The following is a 21,446-nucleotide window of genomic DNA, read 5'->3' on the forward strand; positions in this document are numbered from 1 at the left end:
TTTGTCAAGAGTGTGAACAAAACTGGGAGAGCAGTATGGACCAGCACGTCCCGCACCACAGCAGTCGCCGATCGATCCTGGGGGCCGGCCTGGGGCTGACCGCGCTCGCGGCCACGCCGCTCGGGTCCCTGATCGGGCTCACCGGCGAGGCCGCAGCGACGGCACCGATGTCCGGCGGACCCGCCCCTCTCCGGCCCACGGATCCCGGCGCCTACATCTCCTTCACCCCGCGCTCCGGCGCCTTCCCGCTGGTGAGGGCCGGCAGGGCGGCCCCGATCGTGGTCAGCGACAGCGACCACGCGGGCGTCGTGCGGGTGGCCGGTGACCTCCTGGCGGACATCGAGCGCGTCACCGGGGTCCGCCCCGTGCTCGCGCACGACACCGCTCCCCAGGGCAGCCGCGAGATCGTACTCGTGGGAACCCTCGGCCGCAGCCCGCTGATCGACGGCCTGGTCGCCGCGCGCAAGCTCAAGGTCTCCGCCATCGAGGGGAAGTGGGAGACCAGCCTGCAGGCCGTGGTGGAGAAGCCGCTGCCGGGTGTGGACCGTGCCTTCGTGATTGCGGGCAGCGACCAGCGCGGCACGATCTTCGGCGCGTACGACGTCTCCCGGGGCATCGGTGTCTCGCCCTGGTACTGGTGGGACGACGTCGCACCCGTACACCGTGACGCGCTGTACGCCCTGCCGGGTCTGCACAGCCAGGGCACCCCCGCCGTGAAGTACCGCGGATTCTTCATCAACGACGAGAACCCGGCGCTCGGGACCTGGGCCCCCGCCTTCTTCGGCCCCGGCAAGGCCCCCGGCTTCGAGGGCGGATTCAACGCCGGCTTCTACGCCAAGATCTTCGAAGTGATGCTGCGGCTCAAGGCCAACTACCTGTGGCCCGCCGTCTGGGGCCGCGCCTTCGCCGAGGACGACCCGCAGAACCACGCCACCGCGAAGGCGTACGGAGTCGTCATGGGCACCTCGCACGAGGCGCCCATGATGCGGGGGATCGAGGAGTGGAACAGGCACGCTGTCGCGGCCGTCCGCGACAGCGCCGGAAACATCACCAAGCCCGGCCACGACCCCTACGGCGGCACCGGCGAATGGTCCTTCCGCCGCAACGCCGAAGCCATCAAGGCCTACTGGAGGCAGGGCATCCGCCGCATGGCGGACGAGGACTTCGAGGGTGTGGTCACCCTCGGCATGCGTGGCAACGGCGACGTCAGCCTGCCCGACGGCGACGGCATCGAGCTGATGAGCGAGATCATCGCCACCCAGCGCCTGATCCTCGCCGAGGAACTCGGCCCCGACGTCGACGTCCCGCAGGTGTGGACGCTCTACAAGGAGGTCCAGCGCTACTGGGACCGCGGACTGCGGGTCCCCGACGACGTCACCGTCGTCCTCACCGACGACAACTGGGCCAACGTCCGCAAACTGCCCGACCTCGAGAACGACGACCGCAGCGGTGGTTACGGCCTCTACTACCACTTCGACTACGTCGGGGTGGGCCGCAACTACAAGTGGGTCGACACCGCCTCACTCCCCAACATGTGGGACCAGCTGCACCAGAGCGCGGCCTACGGCAACCACGGCCTCTGGATCACCAACGTCGGGGACCTCAAGGGCAACGAACTGCCCACCCAGTTCTTCCTGGAGTACGCCTGGAACCCCGACCGCTGGTCCCTGGACCGGATCCCGGAGTGGGAAGAGCAGTACGCCAGGCAGAACTTCGGCGAGAAGCAGGCCGAGGACGTGGCCGCCGTCCTGCGCACCTACGCCCAGCTGCAGTCCCGCCGCAAGCCCGAACTGCTCAACCGGAGGATCACCCTCGACCCCGCCAAGGACCCGGCGAAGGACTCGTCCGCCATCGTCTACGACGACCGGGCCACGCCCTTCAGCCTGACCGACTACCGCGAGCTGGAGCGGGTCACGGAGGACTGGCAGCGTCTGGACACCGCGGCGGCACGCATCGGGCGCAAGCTCCCGGCCTCGGCCCAGGACGCCTGGTACCAGCTGGTCGGCTACGAGGTCCGGGCGACCGCCAACCTGTACGCCCTGCGGGAGGCCGAGTTCACCAACCTCCACTACGCACCCCAGGGCCGAGCCCTCACCAACCAGCTCGCGGCGACCGCCGAGGCCAGGCTCGCCGACGACTTCGCGCTGGCGCGCCGCTTCAACACCGAGGTGGCCGACGGGAAGTGGGAGGGCTTCCAGACCCAGCCGCACATCGGCTACGGCGATGTGGACCGCTACGGGCCCAACGCCCCCTGGCAGCAGCCCGAGCTCAACAACGTGGCGATCGCCGACGAGATCTTCCCCGCCGTGCGGCGCATCGAACTCCCGCGCACGGCCGAGATGGGTGTGGCCATCGACGGCTCGGCCGCCTGGTGGCCGGCTGCGGGGCAGGACGGCGCCGAGCCCGTGCTGCCGGTCTTCAGCCCGTACCAGAGCCAGCCGGCGCAGTACGTCGAGGTGTTCAACCGCGGCTCCGAACCCTTCGACTACCGCATCCGCACGGGCGCGCCCTGGCTGGTCGCCGACCGGACGCGGGGGCGGGTGGACGCCCAGACCCGGGTCACCTTCCGGGTCGACTGGTCACGGGCACCCGAGGGCGTCACCCGGGTTCCGGTCACTGTTTCCGGCCCCGGTGGCAGCGAGGTCGTCGTCCAGGCCGTGATCGACCGCCCCCGGGCGGAGCGCGCACAGCTCGCCGGCTTCGTCGAGGCCAACGGTTACGTCTCCATCGAGGCGGACCACTTCCACCGGGCGCTGGGCCGCGACGGCATCTCCTGGCAGCGCATCCCCGGCATCGGCCGCACGGGTTCGGGCATGGAGCCCTTCCCCGTCACGGCCGCACGTCAGACACCGGGCGGGAAGGGGCCGAGGCTGGAGTACCGGGTCAGCCTGTTCACCACCGGGCCGGTCACGGTCTGGGCGTACCTCTCGCCCCGGAACAACGCACGAGCGGCCGACGGGCTCACCTACGCCGTCTCCTTCGACGACGACGCCCCGCAGTCCGTCAATGTCACCGCGGTCACCGGGGCCGACGACGGCACCATGAACCCGCAGTGGGCCCGTAACACCTCGGACAACGTCAACCGCACCAGCACCGCACACCACATCGGCCGGGCCGGTGTACATGTGCTGAAATTCTGGATGGTCGACCCGACGGTGGTGCTGCAGAACCTCGTGGTGGATACCGGCGGCCTCAAGCCCAGCTATCTGGGCCCGCCGGAGAGTCTCCGGCTGAGCTGACCGGAGCGGGAAGAGGAGGCGCGACAGGCATGAGCATCGAGATCGAGGACACCGAGGGACGCGGTGCGGCGCTGGAGGTGACCCCCGGCCCGGCCGAGGGCGCCCCCAGGGTCGGGATCCTGATCGAGGGCCCGTCGGCCGGCGCCTCCTGGTCCTGCTCCCCGGCCGCGGCCAGGGAACTGGCAGCGGCGCTCGTCGCGGCGGCCGAGGCCGTGGAGAACGCGCGTCTGTCGGATCCGGTCACCGTCAAGGCCCGCGAACTGCTCCGCGGCGACGTACGCGACGGCGACCGGGCCATGACGGTGGAGGGCGTCAGGGTGGACGGGGCGAACGTCCAGGTGACGTGGACGTCGGGTGGCGGACGCAGCTGGAGCCAGATGTACGCGGCCGAGACCGACATCAGGCTCAGGCGGCGGCTGCGGCCCGGTAGGTGAAGGGCGGGCCGGGCCGGTTGTACGAGAGGCTTCGTAATTCGACGATTCCCGTAGTACGGTGATTCTCGTACAAGGCGTGGCCGGCATGTCCGCCGGCCCGTGTCGCCCTGCCCGGCGCATCGTCGCATCCAGAGGAAGCGGAGTCCCCCCGTGAGCGCACTCTTCGAGCCCTACGCCCTGCGGTCGCTGTCCATTCCCAACCGCATCTGGATGTCCCCGATGTGCCAGTACAGCGCGGAGACGTCCGGGCCGGACACGGGCGCGGCGAACGACTGGCACTTCGCCCACTACGCCGCCCGTGCCACGGGCGGTACGGGCCTGATCCTGGTGGAGGCGACGGCCGTCAGCCCTGAGGGCAGGATCAGCCCCGCCGACCTCGGCATCTGGAACGACCGGCAGGTGGACGCCCTCCGCCGCATCACCGACTTCCTCACGCGGCACGGAACCGTTCCCGGCATTCAGCTCGCCCATGCCGGCCGCAAGGCATCGACGGACCGCCCCTGGCGCGGTGGCGGCCCGGTCGAGGCGGGTACCCCGGACAGCGAGGGCTGGCAGCCGGTCGCCCCGAGCCCGGTCGCGTACGACGAGGGCCACCCGGTGCCCGCCGAACTGACCACCGAGGGCATCCAGCAGGTCGTCGCCCAGTTCGCGGATGCCGCCCGCCGGGCGCTCGCGGCCGGCTTCCGCGTCGCCGAGGTCCACGGCGCACACGGATATCTGATCGGCGAGTTCCTCTCCCCGCACACCAACCACCGGACCGACGCCTACGGCGGCTCCTTCGAGAACCGCATCCGCTTCGCCCTGGAGGTCGTGGACGCGGTCCGGGCCGTGTGGCCCGAGGACCTTCCGGTCTTCTTCCGGATCTCCGCCACCGACTGGCTGACCGAGAACGCGGACGACGAGCGGGAGGGCTGGACGGCGGACGACACGGTCCGCTTCGCACGCGAACTGCGGGCGCACGGCGTCGACCTGCTGGACGTCTCCTCCGGCGGGCTCGCGCCGCGCGCGCGGATCCCCGTGGGGCCGGGTTACCAGGTGCCGTTCGCCGAACGGGTCCGCACCGAGGCGGGCCTGCCCGTGGCCGCCGTCGGCCTGATCACCGACCCCGTGCAGGCCGAGAAGATCCTCTCGGAGGAGCGCGCGGACGCCGTCCTGCTCGGTCGGGAACTGCTGCGCGACCCCTACTTCGTCCGCAACGCCTCGCGCTCACTCGGCGTCGATGTGCCGGCACCCGAGCAGTACCTGCGGGCGGTCTGACACGAGGCTGTGCCCGGGTCGCGGGTACCCGGGCCTTTCTCGGTACGCTGATCCGCGATGTTCACTCCACAGGGCCCGACCCTCCGCGAACTGGCCGTTCAGGCGCTGTCATCGACGATGCGCGGATACGACCTGCTCGCCCCGAAGTTCGACCGGACGCCCTACCGGACCCCGGACCGGGTGCTCGACGCCGTCACCCGGGCGGTGCGCCCCCTCGGGGTCTTCGACAGAGGGCTCGACGTCTGCTGCGGCACCGGAGCGGGGGTGGGTGTACTGAGCGGGCTGTGCCGGGAGCGGGTCACCGGAGTCGACTTCAGCGCCGGGATGCTCGCCGTGGCGCAGGCGGCACAAGCGACACGGGCGGCACAGGCAGGGGCCCGCAGTGGTCCGGCGGTGGACTGGGTGCGGGCCGATGCGCTGGCGCTGCCCTTCGCGCCGGTCTTCGACCTGGCTCTCAGCCTCGGGGCGTTCGGTCACTTCCTGCCGAAGGAGCGCCCCGAACTGTTCCGGCAGGTGCACGCCTCGCTGCGGCCGGGTGGCCTGTTCGTCTTCCCGGTCGGTGCGCCGCCCCCGGTGGGTTCGCGTGCCTACTGGTCGCTGCTCGGCTTCGACGCGGCCATGCGGGTGCGCAACGCGCTGTGGCGTCCGCCGTTCGTCATGTACTACCGCACGTTCCGGCTTCCCGATGTGACGGAGGATCTCGTGCGCACCGGATTCTCCGTGCGGTTGCTTCCTCTCACGGACCTCGGCCAGGGGCCGGACGGCAGTCCTCGCGCCCGTCTGGTGGTCGCCACCCGCCGGTAAAACTACGACAGATCTCGTACAATGGACGCCCCGGACGAAGTGGAGCCACAGTGACGTCGAATGCCGCCCGTGCGCTCGCCCACCCCTCGCGCGACGAGATCCGCCTGGAGGGCGTGCTCCATGCGCTCTCCGACCCGATACGCCTGCGGATCGTGCGCCAACTGGCAGGTGCCGCAGACGAGCTGGCCTGCTCCCGCTTCGAGCTTCCCGTCACCAAGTCCACCACCACGCATCACTTCCGGGTGCTGCGCGAGAGCGGTGTGATCCGGCAGATCTACCGTGGGACCGCCAAGCTGAGCGGCCTGCGGACAGAGGACCTGGACGCCCTTTTCCCGGGCCTGCTCGACAGCGTTCTCGGTGCGGCGGACCGGCAGGCGAAGCGTCTCGGCGAGGACTGACCCCGCAGCAGGCCGGCCAGGGGCCGTCCCTACCCGAGGCCGTCGCCCCGTGCCGCGTCGAGCAGCCCGGGCCAGTCGGGGATCTTCACCTGTCCACGTCCGAGCGAACGGCCCAGTGCGGCCTCCGCCCGCTCGATCGACAGCCAGCCGTTCCACTCCACCGGCCGCAGCCCCCAGTTCCGCAGGGCGCCCAGCGGGTCGGCCGCCACCGGCCTTTCCGCGAGGAGCGGCGCGTCGTCGATCAGCGAGGCGACCGTCTCCTTGGCGCACGACCTGTTCGAACCGATCACTCCCGTCGGGCCTCGCTTGATCCATCCGGCGACGTACTCCCCGGGGGACGCGACCCCGTCCCGCAGCACCCGGCCCGCCAGATGCGGCACCGTGCTCCGCGCCGGGTCGAACGGCAGCCCGGGCAGCGGAGTTCCCCGGTAGCCCACGGCCCGCAGCACGAGCTGGGCCTCGATGTCCTCGTAGCCGCCGGTGTCCCGCACTCCGCCGGCACCGTCCGGAGCCGTCCGGGCGAACCGCACACCCGCCACGCGTCCGCCCCTCTCCAGCAGCTCGACCGGGCGCAGGAAGAAGCGGAGCCGGATACGGCGCTCACGGTCGCCCGCAGCGGGCGGCGGGTCCGCCGACCATCCGCGCAGCACCTCCAGATTCCGCCGCACCACGGCGGGCAGCGGCGGCGTCCCGGGTGCGCCCGCCGGGGCCGCGTAAGCAGGGTCGAGGGCCAGTTCCGCACCGTCCACGACCATCCGTGCGCGCGGCAGCGCACCGAGCTCGCGCAGTTCCTTCGTGGTGAACCTCGCCTGTGAGGGGCCCCGCCTGCCCGCGATGTGGACCTCGCGGACCCGGCTCGCCGCGAGTGCGTCCAGGGCTGCCGGGGGCACATCGGTGGAACGCAGCTCCGCCGCGCCGCGGGCCAGGATCCGGGCCACGTCGACCGCGACGTTGCCGACGCCGATCACCACGGCCGAGCGTGCCCCGAGCGTGAAGCCGTCGGCGGCGGTGTCCGGGTGCGCGCTGTACCAGGAGACGAACTCGGTCGCGGAGAAGCTCCCCGGCAGATCCTCGCCGGGAACGGCGAGCGGGCGGTCGGCCGCCGCTCCGACGCAGTAGACCACCGCGTGGTACAGCTCCCTGAGCCGGGCGGGTGACAGCCCGCCCCGGCCGCCCACCTCGACATGCCCGACGAAGGTGATCCGGTCGTCCTCCAGGACCGCCCGGAGACTGTTCTGGAGCGACTTGATCTTCTCGTGGTCGGGGGCGACCCCGTAGCGGACCAGGCCGTACGGGGTGGGCAGCCGGTCCAGGACATGGACCCGCACATCCGGCACCCGCGACTGCTGCAGCAGGGCCTGGGCGGTGTAGACCCCGCTGGGGCCCGAACCGACGACGGCGACACGGAGCACGGCGCACCTCTTCCCGCAGGATGCCTCCAGCATCGCACCGCGGCGCGGAACGGGGGAGAGGCACGCGGGGTCCGGTTTGCCCGGGGCCGTCAGGTCATCAGCTTGCGCATCCGGTCGATCTCCACGGTCTGCTGGGCGACGACATCGGTGGCCATCTCCTCGACGGTGACGTTGTTGCCGTCGGCGAGGGCCTCCGTCGCCATGGTGATCGCGCCCTGGTGGTGGGTGATCATCAGGTCGAGGAACAGCGCGTCGAAGGCCTTGCCCCGTGCCGCACGCAGCTTCTTCAGCTGTTCGTCGGTCGCCATGCCGGGCATGGCGGAGTGGTCGTGGGACTCCGTGCGCTTGTCTCCGCCGTTGTTTTTGAGCCAGCCTTCCATCGCGCCGATCTCCGGCTTCTGACCTGCTGATATGCGCTCGGAGAGCCGTTGGACAGATGTGGAGGCGCCCCGTCCGGAGACCAGTGCGGTGAGGACCAGAGCCTGCTTGTGGTGCTCGATCATCAGCTCGGCGTAGCGGAAGTCCGCAGAATTCGGGGTGTCGTCCCCGGCGGCCTTCACCGCTTCCTCGGCGGACAGCGTCCTTGCCGGCTCGCCCGGTTTCCCGGGCGCCACCACCGAAGGCCCCTTGCCCGACGCGGATTTCGTGTCCTTGTCGCCGCTGCCGGAATCGCAGGCCCCCAGGGCGAATACGGCCACCGCGAGCGTCGCCGCGAGAGCGGTTGCGCGTACGCGCGGGGTCTGACAGCGGATCAACACGGCGACCTCCTGTGCCACATGGGTGTGTTGCAGACCGTCCTAACACCTTCCACAGGGCAAAGATCAAAAACTTTTATTACGTCTCTGTTGCCATCTGTTGGTGTGTACATGCGAGGGACGATACTGCCGGGGTCCACGAACCGTTCAACTATGAACGGACACAAGGGAGGACGCAGTGACCTCGTTGCACACCACCAGAGTGCGGCGCAGACGTCTGGGTGTGGCGGCAGCCGCGGCCGGACTGATCGCCACGCTGTTCACGGCCGGACCCGCGGCCGCGACACCCGACCCCGGTGACAAGGCTGCCACCAGCAGCGGCGTCTCCGTGAGCCAGCAGGCCGAAGCCAGAGCTGCCATCGAGAGCGGCGAGATACCCGGCGTGGACGAGATCGTCCACAGCGACAACATCACTCACGTCGCCAACGTCCCGAAGGACGCCCTGAAGGGCACCAACTCGGACCTGGTCTTCCAGGGGAAGTACGCCTTCTCCGGCAACTACGACGGCTTCCGGATCTTCGACATCAGCAACCCGAAGAGCCCGAGGACCGTCGCACAGGTCCTGTGCCCCGGTTCGCAGAACGACATCTCGGTCTCCGGGGACCTGCTCTTCCTGTCCACCGACTCCTCGCGCAGCGACAACTCGTGCGCCAGCACCACCCAGCCCGCCACGGAGAAGTCCTCCTGGGAGGGCATGAAGGTCTTCGACATCAGCGACAAGCGCAACCCGCAGTACGTCGCCGCAGTCGAGACCGCGTGTGGTTCGCACACCCACACGATCGTTCCCGAGCGCAAGAACGTCTACGTGTACGTCTCCTCGTACTCGCCCAACGCGACGTTCCCGGACTGCCAGCCGCCCCACGACGGGATCTCCGTCATCAAGGTGCCGCGCAACGCCCCCGAGAAGTCCCGGATCGTCAACTTCCCGATCCTCTTCCCGGATGGCGGGAACCCGGGCGCTCCGGACAACCCGGGTGTCTCCAAGACCACCGGCTGCCACGACATCACCGTGCTCCCGTCGAAGGACCTGGCGGCCGGCGCGTGCATGGGTGACGGCCTGCTGTTCTCCATCGAGGACCCCGAGAACCCGAAGATCATCGACCGGGTCCAGGACAACGTGAACTTCGCGTTCTGGCACTCCGCGACCTTCAACCAGGGGGCCAACAAGGTCGTCTTCACGGATGAGCTCGGCGGAGGCGGCGCGGCCACCTGCAACGCCGAGGTCGGTCCGAACCGTGGCGCCGACGGCATCTACGACATCATCGGCAGGGGCGACCACCGCAAGCTGGTCTTCCGCAGCTACTTCAAGATCGACCGCCCGCAGGCCGAGACCGAGGTCTGTGTCGCCCACAACGGGTCGATCATCCCGGTCAAGGGCCGCGACCTGATGGTCCAGGCGTGGTACCAGGGCGGCGTCTCCGTATGGGACTTCACCAACTCCTCGAAGCCGAAGGAGATCGCGTTCTTCGAGCGCGGTCCCATCTCGACCGCCGCGGTCACCACGGCCGGTCCCTGGTCGGCCTACTACTACAACGGCTACATCTACTCCAACGACATCGCCAAGGGCTTCGACGTGCTGAAGCTCGACGACTGGCGGACGGACCCGGCGAAGCGGGTGCGGCTGCACGAGCTCAACGTGCAGACGCAGCCGGACTACTTCGACCACTGACCCGGCCGTAGCTCACGCACCGAACACCGTGCCCCGCCGGGTGGCTCACACCCGGCGGGGCACGCTTAATTCATTGACCGACGAGCCACGCGGGGACATGCTGTACCCCTGGATCCGGCGACGCGGGGGATCGCCGGAATCAGAGGACCCAGTGACATCGGCGGGAGCCGGAAGGAACCGGACGGCAAAGGCGGTACCAGCCGGGGGTCCGTGTCACACCGGACGCCGTCAGGCCGCCGACCTCACGCTCGTACCCGCCGCTGCGGCCCACTCCACCAGCAGGCTCTGGTACTCCGCCTCGTCGTCCGGGGACAGCAGTCCGCCCGAGCGCTGCCACAGGTCACGAATCTCTTCGTTGACCACGGAGGCGGAACGCACGGAACCGGACGTGTTCGGATACGGGGACATGCGTCCAGGCTAAGGCCCCTGTCCGACAATCAGCCCCATCGGCGGACAGGACATCCCTCACACCTTCTCCAGGAAGCCTTCACGAAGCGTACGGATCGGGCCGCCCGTCCGTAGGCGCCACAAGGCCGAGCGCACGGAGCCCGTCCGGCCGCTCCGGCACGGGCAGGTGGTCCACGAAACGCACCTCACAGCCCAGTGCGGCCGCGCCTGCGTCCGCGTGCCGGTCGTCGCCGACCATGACCACGTCCGACGGATCGCGCCCCAGCAGCGTGCAGGCGGTCCGGAACAGACGAGGATCCGGTTTCCGGATGCCGTGCTCGAAGGACAGGATGTAGGCGTCGACCAGGCCGTCCAGGCCGTGCGCCCGGAAAACGGGCCGCAGATCCCAGCCGATGTTGCTGACCACACCGACCGCGACCCCGTTGTGCCGCAGCCCTCGGAGCACCTCCACCGCATCGGGGTACGGGCGCCATGCCTCGGGCGTCATATGGCGGTCGTACAGCGCGTCGCACAGCCCGGGATCCGGGAGCTCCGCCCTGCGGGCCAGGCCGGTGTACGCCTGCCTGTGCATCTCCGCGCTCCTGTCGCGATCGGCCCAGGCCGCTGTGAGGTGCGGCGGGACCCGCTGCGGATGAGGGCCGCCCGGCAGGGCGCCGGCCGCCGTCAGTCGCTGTACGTACCGTTCGAAGTCGGCCCGTCCCATGACCGTGCCCCGTGCGTCGAGGGCGGCGCGCAGCCATGAGTCGACCGACTCGATTCGGAAGAGGGTCCCGGAGAAATCGAAGAGCACACCTTTGACGGCCATGGTCCTGATCCTCGCCGCCTCACGGGCGGCGCGACAAGGCCGCGTCCGGGCCGACGCGCAGCCGGAGCGCCGTGTAACCGGCTGTCGAGAACGCGACCACGGCCGCGCCCAGCAGCAGACCTCCCAGGACATCGGTCATCCAGTGCACCCCCAGGTAGAGGCGTGTGACAGCCACCCCCACGACGGAGACCACCGCCACCGTCAGTGCCGTACGCCACAGCCCCGGTCCCGCGCCGTGCAGGCGCAGCAGCCACAGCAGCAGTCCGCAGCTCACCACCGCCGTCATCGCGTGACCCGACGGAAAGGCCGCGTAGTTCGCCGAATCCACCGGGTCGGGCCACTGCGGGCGCTCGCGGCCCAGGGCGGCCTTCATCCCCTGCTGAACCGCGGTGGCGAGCGCACTGGTCGCGGCCACCCACACGGCGAGCAACCGCGCCCCGCGCCACCACAGGGCGATCACGGCGACAGCGATCAGCGCGCGCATCGTCCAGGGGTCCCATACCCAGTCCGTCAGCACCCGGTTGACCCGGACAAGCCCGGGCTCGGTCACCGCGCTGCGGTGCAGGGCCTCGGCGACCGTTCGGTCCAGTGACATCAGGGGTGCCCAGCGCACCGCGACCAGGGTCAGCAGCGCAGCGGCCAGGGCCGCGCAGATGACTCCGGTCGTCGGAAAGCCGGCTGCGGTGTGCGGGGTCCGGGAAGGAGAGTGCATGGGGACGATCCTCGCGGACACGGGGCGAAACCCACTCATCCCAGAGCGCTGAGTCCCGGAAGGAAGGCCACCACCAGCGGAACGACCGGCACCAGGGCGGCCGCCGCGGTCAGCCGCAGCCGACGGGCCGCGGTGAGCCGCTCCACCGGGGCGAGCAACCGGTTCACCCGGAGCGGCACTTGTGCGTCCGGGGTCGGGCACGGGCCGAACACTCCGCGGTCCTCGTTGAGTTCGACCAGGGCGAGGGCGATCGTGAGGCGCCCGAAGTGCCGGGACGCCACATCGTCCGCCGCCAGTTCGACCAGCCGGTGCATCTCGTCGCGGAACGCGGCGAACACCGGCACCTGCGGGAATCCGGTCGCCAGCGCCGCCGAGCAGTGCAGGAGCCAGTCGTGGCGGGCCTGCGCGTGGCCCTGCTCATGGGCCAGCACGGCATCGAGCTGACGGCCTTTCAGCCGTCCGAGAGCCGCCGTGGTGATGACCAGTTGAGGCGCCGCACCGGGCAGCCACCAGGCATCCGGGCGCTCGCCCTCCAGCACCACCAGAGGGCCGCTGCCGGGCTCCTCGCCGGGCAGCAGCGGGGAACGGACCAGCAGTTCGCTCCGGCGCCGTCTGCGCCGCTGCTGCGCCCGGTGGATCTCCCGTACGAGCATGGCCACGGTCCAGAGGCCGCCGAGCGCCAGCAGCACCGCGATGACGGCCGACCAGGGCCCGTACGCGGCCAGTGCGTAGGCCTCCACCACCGCGCGGGGGGCAGGCGCGAAGACCTGCCCGCGTACCGCCTGCCAGGCGGCGGATGCGCTGAACGTCATGGAGAGCCCGAAGGACAGCAGGACCCCGGCCACCACGCACTGCCAGACCCACAGCGCCACGACCGGCTCGCGCTCCGGCCACTGGGCCCGGGCCATCAGGCGCGGAGTCACCACGGCGGTCAGTGCACCGAGGACCAGCAGCACGAGGGAGACCAGCATGGGCGTCACCCTATGAGGGCCGTGGCACTCGCGGGTATGGCCGTGCACGGCAAGTGACGCACGACACGGCGCAACGGGCCCGCTGTCTCACAGAGTGAGCAGCATCGCGAACATGCCTATCCCCATGGTCAGCCTGCAGGCGAGTGCCAGCTCGGGGCGCGCCTCCCGGCCGGGGCCCGCCGCGCCACCTGCGCTGCCCGGGCCGGCCGCTGCGGTCACCGGGATCAGCCGCCCCGCCGAGCGCAGCACGTACAGCGCGTAGTACGTCAGCAGCACCCCGGTCAGCAGGGGTATGCCTCCGGCCGAGGCCGCGGATCCGTGGTCCATGTGCCCGCCGCGGACGCCCTGGCCCGCGCCGGGTGCCATCGCCACCGCCATGTAGACCATGGCGAGCGAACCGACCAGATGGTGCAGATGGTGGGCGCGGTACGGGGCGGTCATGAGCACCCGCAGAGCCGCCCCGCCGAACAGCACCGCGTACACCGCCCAGGTCCAGCCGGGCAGCGTGAACACGGCAGCGGGCACAGCCATCGCGGCCATGCCGAGACCCATCAGTCCTTCCGCGCGCGCCGTCCTGCGCTCCTCCTCCGTCCCGCTGCGCGTACGCAGCAGGCAGTACGCCCCCGTGGCTCCGCACAGCACCATCAGCAGCCAGCCGGCCAGCGCCGGTCCGTGCACGGTGCACCTCCCCCTACGGTGAACGCCGATGTCACCTACTCGTTGCCCAGCGCCGGATCGTCCTACCGGGGCGCATTGGGGTACTGGGGGAGCGCGCCAGGGCCCGAAGGGGGCGGCCGGCGGCCGGGTTAGTCTCGGACCGCACCGTCGGCAGCAGACAAACGGAGAACGCCACCATGGACATCGCACCGTCCCCTGACCGGGCACAGCTGACCTTCCGCGACGCGACCGAGGCCGATGTGCCGGTCCTCGTGCAGCTCATCCAGTCCGCCTACCGCGGCGACTCGAGCCGGGCCGGATGGACCACGGAGGCGGACATCCTCCAAGGGCAGCGGACGGACGCGGACGGGGTGCGCGAGGTGGTCACGGCTCCCTCGGGGCGGCTCCTGGTGGCCGAGCGGGACGGAGAGCCGGTTGCCTGCTGCCAGCTCGAGCACCGGGGCAAGGCCGCCTACTTCGGCATGTTCGCGGTGAAGCCCGGGCTCCAGGGCGCCGGCCTCGGCAAGGTCATCATCGCCGAGGCGGAGCGTATCGTCCGCGAGAGCTGGGGGGCGACCGAGATGCACATGACGGTGATCTCGGTCCGCGAGGAGCTGATCGCCTGGTACGAGCGCCGGGGCTACCGCCGTACGGGAGAGCTGACCCCCTTCCCGTACGGCGACGAGCGTTTCGGCATCCCGCAGCGCGATGATCTCGCGTTCGAGCTGCTGGTCAAGGAGCTGTAGGCCCGCCCGGGGCTCAGGCCGTGAAGCGGCCCGCCCTACGGATCTCCGGATAGTCGGTCGTCGCCCCGTCCAGACCCAGCCCGCGCACCAGACGCAGATGGTCCTGGGTGTTCACCACCCAGCCGATCACCTTCAGACCATCCGCGTGCGCCTGTTCGACGACCTCCAGCGTGGTGCGGCGGATGTTCAGGGCAAGCGTGGAAGCGCCCACCGCCCGGGCGCGTTCGATCACGTCCCCGCCCCAGTGGCTCGCGATGAGCACCGTCCGCACCCCTGGGACCAGCTGCGCGATCTCGGCGACCGCCTCGTCGTGGAACGACGACACCTCGACCCGGCCGGCGAGATCGCGCCGCAGCATCACCTCGGCGAGCGCCCGTGCCGCGGCCACGTCCTTGATCTCCGCCTGCACGGGTGAGCAGACCGCGTCGAGCACCTCCTCGAAGACGGGTACCCGCTCACCCTGTCCGGCGTCGAGCTCGCGGAGCTCCGCCAGCGTCTTCTCGGCGATCAGCCCCCTGCCGTCCGTCGTGCGGTCCACTGCGGCGTCGTGCATGACGGCGAGCGCGCCGTCCTTGCTCAGATGGAGATCCAGTTCGATGGCGTCCATGCCGGCCTGCTCCGCGTGCACGAAGGAGCGCAGCGTGTTCTCCGGCTCGACACCCATGACTCCGCGGTGACCGATGGTGAGAAAAGTCAAGGCAATCCCGCTTCCGTCCGTCGTCGGCCCCCCGCGTGCTGCTCATACCCCAGGGAACCAGGTCTCGCGCGCAGGAAGGCGAATGTCCTGCCTGTCCGGCGGAAGAAGTTGTCCAGCTGATGTGTGGCAGGAAAAATAACGGTGATGATGAAGGATCGCAGGATAATTTTCTGGATCCGACTTGTTCGAAGTGGCCGTGCGTGGTTACCGTTGCTCCACGCGAGGTTCTTCTGTGAAGGAAGTGTTATGACGGAAATTCTTGAGCACGCCACCGCCACCGGCGCGATAGCTGCTGCCCCGCGGGTCGTCGAGCACCCGGCCTGGCCCGTGCTCAAGAGTGCCGTCGAAGAGATCCGTCCCTGGCAGTCGAAGGACGGCTCCATCGACTTCGCGGCCGCGGGAGCGCCCTCCACGGAGACGGCCACCGCCGCCCTCGAGCGCGTGATCACCGCCATTGAGGAGCTCTCCCCGCTGCTCCCGTACGACGCCGCTTACCACCGCGCCCTCGTCAAGGACCTGCGCCGCTGGTCCGCCGACGGGTTCGGTGTTCCGGACTTCCTCGACTCGCTCCTCGCCTTCCAGCCCGCCAGGAACCGCGCCGACGGCCTCCAGCACCTCGTCGTCTTCGCGATGTACACGCAGAACGGCAACCCGGACCGCAACCTCGAAGCGGTCGTGCTGCGCATGGTCTGGCCCGAGTGGCTCGCCGCCCTCGAGGCCACCCGCTACGACAACCCGCTGTTCTGCGGCATCACCTTCGAGGACTTCACCTCGGGTTACGACACCAACTCCGCCGTGCTCTTCCCCGAGACGATCGCCGTGCGCGAGGCACCCGAGCGGTTCAGCTGGGGCGGCATCTTCTGCGACCGCGAGGCGGCACGCTTCCGCCGCGTCACCGAGGCCTCCGTCGAGCTCCTGAGTGTCGAGCTGCCCGACGACATCCGCGAGATGATCGGCGACCAGAAGCGCTGCGAGCAGGCATTCGTCCTCTGGGACATGGTCCACGACCGCACCCACAGCCACGGTGACCTGCCGTTCGACCCCTTCATGATCAAGCAGCGCCAGCCGTTCTGGATGTACGGGCTCGAGGAGCTGCGCTGCGACCTCACCGCCTTCAGGGAGGCGGTGAAGCTGGAGGCCGACGGCTTCGGCCAGGGCCGTGACGTGCAGTTCGCGGTGCTGTTCGACCGGATGTTCCGCTTCCCCGTCACGGGTGAGCGCGTCCGCAACTACGACGGCCTCGGCGGCCAGCTCCTCTTCGCGTACCTCCACAAGCACGACGTGGTCCGCTGGACCGACAACACACTGAAGATCGACTGGGCCCGTGCCCCGCAGGTCACCAACCAGCTCTGCGGTGAGATCGAGAAGCTCTACCGCGACGGCATCGACCGCCCCAAGCTGGTGCACTGGTTCGCCGCATACGACCTGGTCGCCACCTATCTCGCCCCGCACCCCGGCTCCCGCTGGGCCAAGGGTCCGGACGCCCTGGACCTGACCCAGCCGCCGCGGAAGCTCGTCGACGACGTGCTTCCGGACGAGTTTCCCCTGAGCATGTTCTATGAGGCGCTTTCCAAGAAGCTGAAGCACGTGATCGCCTCCACCAAGGGGATCACGGCGACGGATGCCGAGCGGGCAGCTGCGTGAACGCGCGTTCTGAGGAGTCGGTGGCCATGAACGGAACAGACAAGAACGAGGGCAGCGGTGTGCTCGAGGGCGCGGTGATCGCGGTGGCCGGAGCGGCGGGGCCCGCCGGCCGGGCCACCCTGCTGAGGCTCGCCGAGGCGGGCGCGACCGTGGTGGCGTCCGACGCCCATCCGGAGCGGCTCGCCGAGGCGGTCGATGCCGCCCGGTACGCGCACGGTGGAGCCACCGTCACGGGAGACATCGTCGATCTGCTCGACGTGGGTGCCGCGCGTGAGTGGGTGGACAAGACGGAGAAGGAGTTCGGCCGGATCGACGGCCTCGTCCATCTCGTCGGGGGCTGGCGCGGCAGCGCGTCCTTCGCCGAGACGTCGCTCGCCGACTGGGACTTCCTCGAGAAGCTGCTGATCCGTACGGTCCAGTCGACTTCTCTCGCGTTCCAGGACGTCCTGCAGCGCAGTGACCGCGGCCGTTATGTCCTGGTCAGCGCGGCAGGGGCCAGCAAGCCCACGGAGGGCAACGCTGCCTACGCAGCCGCCAAGGCCGCGGCGGAGGCCTGGACGCTCGCTCTGGGCGACGCCTTCCGCAAGGCGGGGGGCGACGACGGTCCGACCTCGGCTGCTGCGATCCTGGTCGTCAAGGCACTGGTGCACGACGCGATGCGCGCCGAGCGCCCGAATGCGAAGTTTGCGGGCTTCACCGACGTCAAGGAGCTGGCCGAGGCCATCGCCGGCGTCTGGGACATGCCCGCCGGAGAAGTGAACGGAAAGCGTCTGTGGCTGACCCCGCAACCGTAAGGACCGATGCGCGCCGTCACCACGATCCGCAGATACGCGGTTTCGCCAGTGACAACTACGCGGGCGCGCACCCGGAGATCCTCGCCGCCCTCGCTCTCGCCAACGGCGGCCATCAGGTCGCCTACGGCGAGGACGACTACACCGGGCACCTCCAGCGGGTCATCCACAGCCACTTCGGGCCGACCGCCGAGGCCTTCCCGGTGTTCAACGGCACCGGCGCCAACGTGGTCGCCCTCCAGGCCATGACCGACCGCTGGGGTGCGGTGATCTGCGCCGAGTCCGCCCACATCAACGTGGACGAGGGCGGCGCACCGGAGCGGATGGGCGGACTGAAACTGCTCACCGTCCCGACCCCGGACGGCAAACTGACACCGGAGCTCATCGACCGCCAGGCCTACGGCTGGGACGACGAGCACCGGGCGATGCCGCAGGTCGTGTCGATCACCCAGAACACCGAGCTCGGTACGGTCTACACACCGGCCGAGATCCGGGCCATCTGCGATCACGCCCACGAGCGGGGCATGAAGGTCCACCTCGACGGGGCCCGGATAGCCAACGCCGCCGCGTCGCTGGACGTGCCGATGCGTACGTTCACCAACACGGTCGGCGTCGACGTCCTCTCCTTCGGGGGCACGAAGAACGGCGCGCTCTTCGGCGAGGCGGTCATCGTCCTGGACCCGGACTCCGTCCGTGCGATGAAGCACCTGCGCAAGCTGTCGATGCAGCTGGCCTCCAAGATGCGCTTCGTCTCAGTCCAGCTCGAGGCGCTGCTCGCCCGAGACCTCTGGCTGCGCAACGCCCGGCACGCCAACGCCATGGCGCAGCGCCTCGCCGAGGGGGTCCGCTCGGTGGACGGCGTGGAGATCCTCTATCCCGTCCAGGCCAACGCCGTCTTCGCCCGGCTGCCGCACGATGTGAGCGAACGGCTGCAGAAGCGTTTCCGGTTCTACTTCTGGGACGAGAAGGCCGGCGACGTCCGCTGGATGTGTGCCTTCGACACCCGGGAAGAGGACGTCGACGCGTTCGTGCTCGCGCTCAAGGACGAGATGTCCAAGTAGTCGCAGGGGATGCGGCCGACCGGAGCTCCGGTCGGCCGCATCGCTGTGCCCGGGGCACACGTAAGTTCACTGGAGTGGACTGTCCAGTACGCTGTGTCGTACCGCGTGCGGCTGTTCCGGAACGTCCGGACCTGTGCCCGCAACGCGCCGGAGTGAGGCGGACGATGGCTCTGACGATCACAGTTACCGACGAAGTGCGCAGCCTGGCCCCGGGCTTCACCCACGTCGCCGTCGAGGCGCACGGTCTGGTCAACGGGCCCAGCGACGAGGCCAGTTCGGCGCTGCTGGACGATGCGACCCGCAGGCTCGTCGAGCGGCTCGGCGGCCGGGCGCCGCACGAGGACCCGCACCTCGCTGCCTGGCGCGAGACCTACGCGTCCTTCGGCGCCAAGCCCTCACGCACCCGGAACTCCGCCGAGGCGCTGGCCAGGCGCGCGCTCACCGAGGCCGGACTGCCCCGGATCAATCTGCTGGTCGACCTCTACAACGCGATCAGCGTCGCCCACCTGATCCCTGTCGGCGGCGAGGACCTGGACCGCATCAGCGGTGCCATGCGGCTCGTGCGCGCCACGGGGCAGGAGCCCTTCCCCACCGTCGTCGGCGGCGAGGACGCCGTGGAGCACCCCGAGCCCGGCGAGGTGGTCTGGTGCGACGACGAGGCCGTCACCTGCCGCCGCTGGAACTGGCGGCAGGGCGTGCGCACGCGTCTCACCGAGGAATCGGTGAACGCCCTCTTCCTGCTGGAGGGTCTTGCCCCCGTTACGCCCGGCGAGCTCGGGGCCGCAGCCACCGAACTCGCCGAGTCCCTCGAGAAACTGAGCCCCGGGGTACGGATCACCCTCCACGAACCGGCGTGACTTCTTGCTGCCGTGCGGCCGGTTCAGCCGAGCTCGCGGACCTCGGCGGGCGTCGGAGCCGTACCGCCGAGGTGCGCCGGAACCCACCAGGTGTCGCTCGCGTCCTTGGGGCGCACCGGATAGGCGCGCTGCGCCGCCTCCAGGAGCTCCTGCACGCGCTCCCGCAGCCGGCGGGTGATCGCGCCCGCGTACTGGTCGGTGGGCGCCTCCAGGGGCTCGCCCACCCGGATGGTGACCGGGATGTGGCTGCGCCGGAAGTTGCGCGGGCGGCCCTTGGTCCACAGCCGCTGCGTACCCCACAGCGCCATCGGGATCAGCGGCACGCCGGCCTCCTGGGCCAGCCGCGCGGCACCCGACTTGAAGCTCTTCAGGGTGAAGGACTGGGAGATCGTCGCCTCGGGGAACACGCCGACGATCTCGCCGGACCGCAGCGAGGCGAGCGCGTGCGCGTAGGCGTCCTCGCCCTGGTTGCGGTCGACGGGGATGTGCTTCATGCCGCGCATCAGAGGGCCGGAGACCTTGTGCCGGAAGACCGATTCCTTCGCCATGAAGCGGACGAGCCGCTTCTGCGGGAGGGCGCCGAGTCCGGTGAAGATGAAGTCCAGATAGCTGATGTGGTTGCTGACCAGTACGGCGCCACCGGTCTTCGGGATGTGCTCCGAACCCTGTGTGTCGATCTTCAGGTCGAGCGCCTTGAACAGCGTACGAGCGGCGCCGACGACCGGCCGATAGACGAGTTCTGCCATCTGGATGAAGACCCTTCTTCAGTGCCTGGGGTGGGTTCTCCCGGCGGAAGTTACGCAGCCGTAGGTAATCGGCATTGTGGCGATCGTGCCCCATGTGCGACGCCGTGGCCAGCCCCAAAGGCCCCGGCGCGCGAGATTCTCGTCACGTGAAACCTCCGGGAATGTAATGGGGCCATACGGTGCTGACCCTTTGCGCAGAGCTCTGAGAAGGAGGACGTGGATGGACGGGCAGACGGCTGCCGAGACCCTGGACGCCGCCCAACTCGGCGCGGAACTGGGGGATCGGGCGACGCTCGTGCAGTTCTCCAGCGCGTTCTGTCAGCCCTGCCGGGCCACTCGGCGCACGCTGGCCGAGGTGGCGGGGATGGTCGACGGCGTGGCACACATCGAGATCGACGCCGAGGCGCATCTCACGCTCGTACGCAGGCTCGACATCGCGCGCACGCCCACCGTCCTGGTGCTCGACGCGGCGGGCACGATCGTCCGACGGGCTGCGGGGCAGCCGAGGACGGCCGACGTCGTCGCGGCGCTGGGGCAGGCGATGTGACGGACCGTGATGCATCTCCCACATAGCGGGACGCGCTTGACTGCACACACCACGTATCGTCAGTCTGACGTCATGCCGCCAGCACTCCTTCTCTACGGCCGGGTCCATGTGGACCTCGTACGCCATGCCAGTGCGCGCTGTCCGGGTGCCTGAGAACCCACGGCCCCCGTACATCCCCTCGCAGAAGGACATCCCATGACGGCCTCGCCCGATCTCGCCACCCCCCGGACGGCCTCGCCCGAACTCCTCCGTTCGGTCTTCCGGCAGCACGCCGCCGGTGTCGCCGTGATCACCGCGGCCGGAGAGCGCCCGGTCGGTTTCACGGCCACCTCGCTCAACTCCGTTGCCGCCGAGCCCCCGCTCATCTCCTTCGGTGTGGGCACCGGGTCCTCCAGCTGGCCCGTGGTGGCCGAGGCCGAACACATCGGTGTGCACATACTCGGCGAGCAACAGCAGGAGCTGGCCGCCACGTTCGCGCGCAGCGGCGCCGACCGGTTCGGCCCGTCCACCGGCTGGCGCAGCGGGCCGGAAGGCGTACCCCTGCTCGACGGTGTGGTCGCCTGGCTCGTGTGCCGAGTGGTGGCCCGGATCCCGGCCGGGGATCATCGCATTGTGATCGCTCAGGTGGTGCTCGGAGATCCGTCCGGGGGCGGCCGTCCGCTGGTCTACCACCAGGGCCGATTCACCTCTCTGCGAGACTGACAACACGCATGCGGCACATGGGCGGACCGCGTTGGCAACGTCACAGTTCCAAGCGCTTGCTTATGGGTAAACCTATGGGTGTACTGGCGAGTAATATTTCCACCGGAGCATCGGTCGCCCCGACCGGAAACCGC

22 protein-coding genes are annotated in these 21,446 nt (G+C 70.0%); 13 read left to right on the top strand and 9 right to left on the bottom strand.

All coding sequences use genetic code 11. From position 1 onward, the window contains the following. Positions 1–35: 35 nt before the first annotated feature. The 5 genes from OG257_RS33835 to OG257_RS33855 all read left to right on the top strand — a co-directional run bounded on the left by OG257_RS33835 (position 36) and on the right by OG257_RS33855 (position 6,132). Positions 36–3,239, top strand: coding sequence for a glycosyl hydrolase 115 family protein (locus tag OG257_RS33835; protein ID WP_329213678.1), 3,204 nt, complete (start codon positions 36–38; stop codon positions 3,237–3,239). A gap of 29 nt (positions 3,240–3,268) precedes the next feature. After that, positions 3,269–3,673: a hypothetical protein gene (locus OG257_RS33840; protein ID WP_329213680.1), complete on the top strand. Its 405-nt coding sequence runs from the start codon at positions 3,269–3,271 to the stop codon at positions 3,671–3,673. 150 nt (positions 3,674–3,823) lie between these two features. Continuing rightward, positions 3,824–4,930, top strand: coding sequence for an NADH:flavin oxidoreductase/NADH oxidase (locus OG257_RS33845; RefSeq protein ID WP_329213682.1), 1,107 nt, complete (start codon positions 3,824–3,826; stop codon positions 4,928–4,930). 57 nt (positions 4,931–4,987) lie between these two features. Continuing rightward, positions 4,988–5,734 (top strand): class I SAM-dependent methyltransferase, encoded by a 747-nt coding sequence (locus OG257_RS33850; protein WP_329213684.1) that lies wholly within the window; start codon positions 4,988–4,990, stop codon positions 5,732–5,734. Between the two features lie 50 nt (positions 5,735–5,784). Further along, entirely contained in the window at positions 5,785–6,132 is a 348-nt protein-coding gene (locus tag OG257_RS33855; RefSeq protein ID WP_329213686.1) for an ArsR/SmtB family transcription factor, read from the top strand. 29 nt (positions 6,133–6,161) lie between these two features. On the opposite strand, the gene OG257_RS33860 is transcribed toward OG257_RS33855, so the two are convergent. Continuing rightward, positions 6,162–7,544, bottom strand: coding sequence for an FAD-dependent oxidoreductase (locus tag OG257_RS33860; RefSeq protein WP_329213687.1), 1,383 nt, complete (start codon positions 7,542–7,544; stop codon positions 6,162–6,164). Positions 7,545–7,633: 89 nt separating this feature from the next. Then, positions 7,634–8,320: a DUF305 domain-containing protein gene (locus OG257_RS33865; RefSeq protein WP_329213689.1), complete on the bottom strand. Its 687-nt coding sequence runs from the start codon at positions 8,318–8,320 to the stop codon at positions 7,634–7,636. A gap of 157 nt (positions 8,321–8,477) precedes the next feature. Here OG257_RS33865 and OG257_RS33870 point away from each other — a divergent pair, with 157 nt between their 5' ends. Next, the gene (locus OG257_RS33870; protein WP_329213691.1) at positions 8,478–9,968 is read left to right on the top strand and encodes an LVIVD repeat-containing protein; all 1,491 of its coding nucleotides are present in this window, start codon (positions 8,478–8,480) and stop codon (positions 9,966–9,968) included. 228 nt (positions 9,969–10,196) lie between these two features. On the opposite strand, the gene OG257_RS33875 is transcribed toward OG257_RS33870, so the two are convergent. From OG257_RS33875 to OG257_RS33895, 5 genes are all read right to left on the bottom strand, one after another. Further along, entirely contained in the window at positions 10,197–10,376 is a 180-nt protein-coding gene (locus OG257_RS33875) for a hypothetical protein (RefSeq protein ID WP_329213693.1), read from the bottom strand. Positions 10,377–10,455: 79 nt separating this feature from the next. After that, complete coding sequence (locus OG257_RS33880; protein ID WP_329213695.1) at positions 10,456–11,181, bottom strand: HAD family hydrolase; 726 nt, start codon at positions 11,179–11,181, stop codon at positions 10,456–10,458. A gap of 19 nt (positions 11,182–11,200) precedes the next feature. Beyond that, positions 11,201–11,893, bottom strand: coding sequence for a phosphatase PAP2 family protein (locus tag OG257_RS33885; protein WP_329213697.1), 693 nt, complete (start codon positions 11,891–11,893; stop codon positions 11,201–11,203). Between the two features lie 35 nt (positions 11,894–11,928). Then, positions 11,929–12,864: a M56 family metallopeptidase gene (locus tag OG257_RS33890; protein ID WP_329213699.1), complete on the bottom strand. Its 936-nt coding sequence runs from the start codon at positions 12,862–12,864 to the stop codon at positions 11,929–11,931. Positions 12,865–12,951: 87 nt separating this feature from the next. Then, positions 12,952–13,542 carry a DUF5134 domain-containing protein gene (locus OG257_RS33895; RefSeq protein WP_329213701.1) on the bottom strand — a complete coding sequence of 197 codons (591 nt, stop codon included), beginning with the start codon at positions 13,540–13,542 and terminating at the stop codon, positions 12,952–12,954. 176 nt (positions 13,543–13,718) lie between these two features. Here OG257_RS33895 and OG257_RS33900 point away from each other — a divergent pair, with 176 nt between their 5' ends. After that, positions 13,719–14,267: a GNAT family N-acetyltransferase gene (locus tag OG257_RS33900; RefSeq protein WP_329213703.1), complete on the top strand. Its 549-nt coding sequence runs from the start codon at positions 13,719–13,721 to the stop codon at positions 14,265–14,267. A 13-nt stretch (positions 14,268–14,280) separates the two neighbouring features. Here the strand turns inward: OG257_RS33900 and OG257_RS33905 are convergent, their stop codons facing one another. Next, positions 14,281–14,931: a glycerophosphodiester phosphodiesterase gene (locus tag OG257_RS33905; RefSeq protein ID WP_329215492.1), complete on the bottom strand. Its 651-nt coding sequence runs from the start codon at positions 14,929–14,931 to the stop codon at positions 14,281–14,283. A gap of 279 nt (positions 14,932–15,210) precedes the next feature. Between OG257_RS33905 and OG257_RS33910 the strand changes: the two genes are divergently transcribed. The 4 genes from OG257_RS33910 (at position 15,211) to OG257_RS33925 (ending at position 19,317) form a co-directional block, all read left to right on the top strand. Then, positions 15,211–16,608: a DUF6421 family protein gene (locus OG257_RS33910; RefSeq protein WP_329213705.1), complete on the top strand. Its 1,398-nt coding sequence runs from the start codon at positions 15,211–15,213 to the stop codon at positions 16,606–16,608. A 26-nt stretch (positions 16,609–16,634) separates the two neighbouring features. Continuing rightward, positions 16,635–17,402 (top strand): SDR family oxidoreductase, encoded by a 768-nt coding sequence (locus OG257_RS33915; protein WP_329213706.1) that lies wholly within the window; start codon positions 16,635–16,637, stop codon positions 17,400–17,402. Next, entirely contained in the window at positions 17,381–18,460 is a 1,080-nt protein-coding gene (locus OG257_RS33920; protein WP_329213708.1) for a threonine aldolase family protein, read from the top strand. Before OG257_RS33915 ends, OG257_RS33920 begins: the two co-directional genes overlap by 22 nt. 164 nt (positions 18,461–18,624) lie before the next feature. Then, positions 18,625–19,317 (top strand): B3/B4 domain-containing protein, encoded by a 693-nt coding sequence (locus tag OG257_RS33925; RefSeq protein WP_329213710.1) that lies wholly within the window; start codon positions 18,625–18,627, stop codon positions 19,315–19,317. Positions 19,318–19,340: 23 nt separating this feature from the next. Here the strand turns inward: OG257_RS33925 and OG257_RS33930 are convergent, their stop codons facing one another. Continuing rightward, the gene (locus OG257_RS33930) at positions 19,341–20,063 is read right to left on the bottom strand and encodes a lysophospholipid acyltransferase family protein (protein ID WP_329213712.1); all 723 of its coding nucleotides are present in this window, start codon (positions 20,061–20,063) and stop codon (positions 19,341–19,343) included. Between the two features lie 220 nt (positions 20,064–20,283). On the opposite strand from OG257_RS33930, the gene OG257_RS33935 reads away from it, so the two are divergent. Beyond that, entirely contained in the window at positions 20,284–20,610 is a 327-nt protein-coding gene (locus tag OG257_RS33935; protein ID WP_329213713.1) for a TlpA family protein disulfide reductase, read from the top strand. Positions 20,611–20,805: 195 nt separating this feature from the next. Continuing rightward, positions 20,806–21,312 carry a flavin reductase family protein gene (locus tag OG257_RS33940; RefSeq protein ID WP_329213715.1) on the top strand — a complete coding sequence of 169 codons (507 nt, stop codon included), beginning with the start codon at positions 20,806–20,808 and terminating at the stop codon, positions 21,310–21,312. Positions 21,313–21,446 lie beyond the last annotated feature (134 nt).

The organism is Streptomyces sp. NBC_00683, from assembly GCF_036226745.1.
GTDB lineage: Bacteria > Actinomycetota > Actinomycetes > Streptomycetales > Streptomycetaceae > Streptomyces.

Bases quoted from the DNA above. Each gene is read 5' to 3' on its own strand.
- OG257_RS33900 (WP_329213703.1), top strand. From the start codon at position 13,719: ATGGACATCGCACCGTCCCCTGACCGGGCACAGCTGACCTTCCGCGAC.
- OG257_RS33935 (WP_329213713.1), top strand. From the start codon at position 20,284: ATGGACGGGCAGACGGCTGCCGAGACCCTGGACGCCGCCCAACTCGGC.
- OG257_RS33930 (WP_329213712.1), bottom strand. From the start codon at position 20,063: ATGGCAGAACTCGTCTATCGGCCGGTCGTCGGCGCCGCTCGTACGCTG.
- OG257_RS33925 (WP_329213710.1), top strand. From the start codon at position 18,625: ATGGCTCTGACGATCACAGTTACCGACGAAGTGCGCAGCCTGGCCCCG.
- OG257_RS33840 (WP_329213680.1), top strand. From the start codon at position 3,269: ATGAGCATCGAGATCGAGGACACCGAGGGACGCGGTGCGGCGCTGGAG.
- OG257_RS33905 (WP_329215492.1), bottom strand. From the start codon at position 14,931: ATGGGTGTCGAGCCGGAGAACACGCTGCGCTCCTTCGTGCACGCGGAG.
- OG257_RS33885 (WP_329213697.1), bottom strand. From the start codon at position 11,893: ATGCACTCTCCTTCCCGGACCCCGCACACCGCAGCCGGCTTTCCGACG.
- OG257_RS33875 (WP_329213693.1), bottom strand. From the start codon at position 10,376: ATGTCCCCGTATCCGAACACGTCCGGTTCCGTGCGTTCCGCCTCCGTG.
- OG257_RS33835 (WP_329213678.1), top strand. From the start codon at position 36: ATGGACCAGCACGTCCCGCACCACAGCAGTCGCCGATCGATCCTGGGG.
- OG257_RS33910 (WP_329213705.1), top strand. From the start codon at position 15,211: ATGACGGAAATTCTTGAGCACGCCACCGCCACCGGCGCGATAGCTGCT.
- OG257_RS33890 (WP_329213699.1), bottom strand. From the start codon at position 12,864: ATGCTGGTCTCCCTCGTGCTGCTGGTCCTCGGTGCACTGACCGCCGTG.
- OG257_RS33915 (WP_329213706.1), top strand. From the start codon at position 16,635: ATGAACGGAACAGACAAGAACGAGGGCAGCGGTGTGCTCGAGGGCGCG.
- OG257_RS33940 (WP_329213715.1), top strand. From the start codon at position 20,806: ATGACGGCCTCGCCCGATCTCGCCACCCCCCGGACGGCCTCGCCCGAA.
- OG257_RS33850 (WP_329213684.1), top strand. From the start codon at position 4,988: ATGTTCACTCCACAGGGCCCGACCCTCCGCGAACTGGCCGTTCAGGCG.
- OG257_RS33880 (WP_329213695.1), bottom strand. From the start codon at position 11,181: ATGGCCGTCAAAGGTGTGCTCTTCGATTTCTCCGGGACCCTCTTCCGA.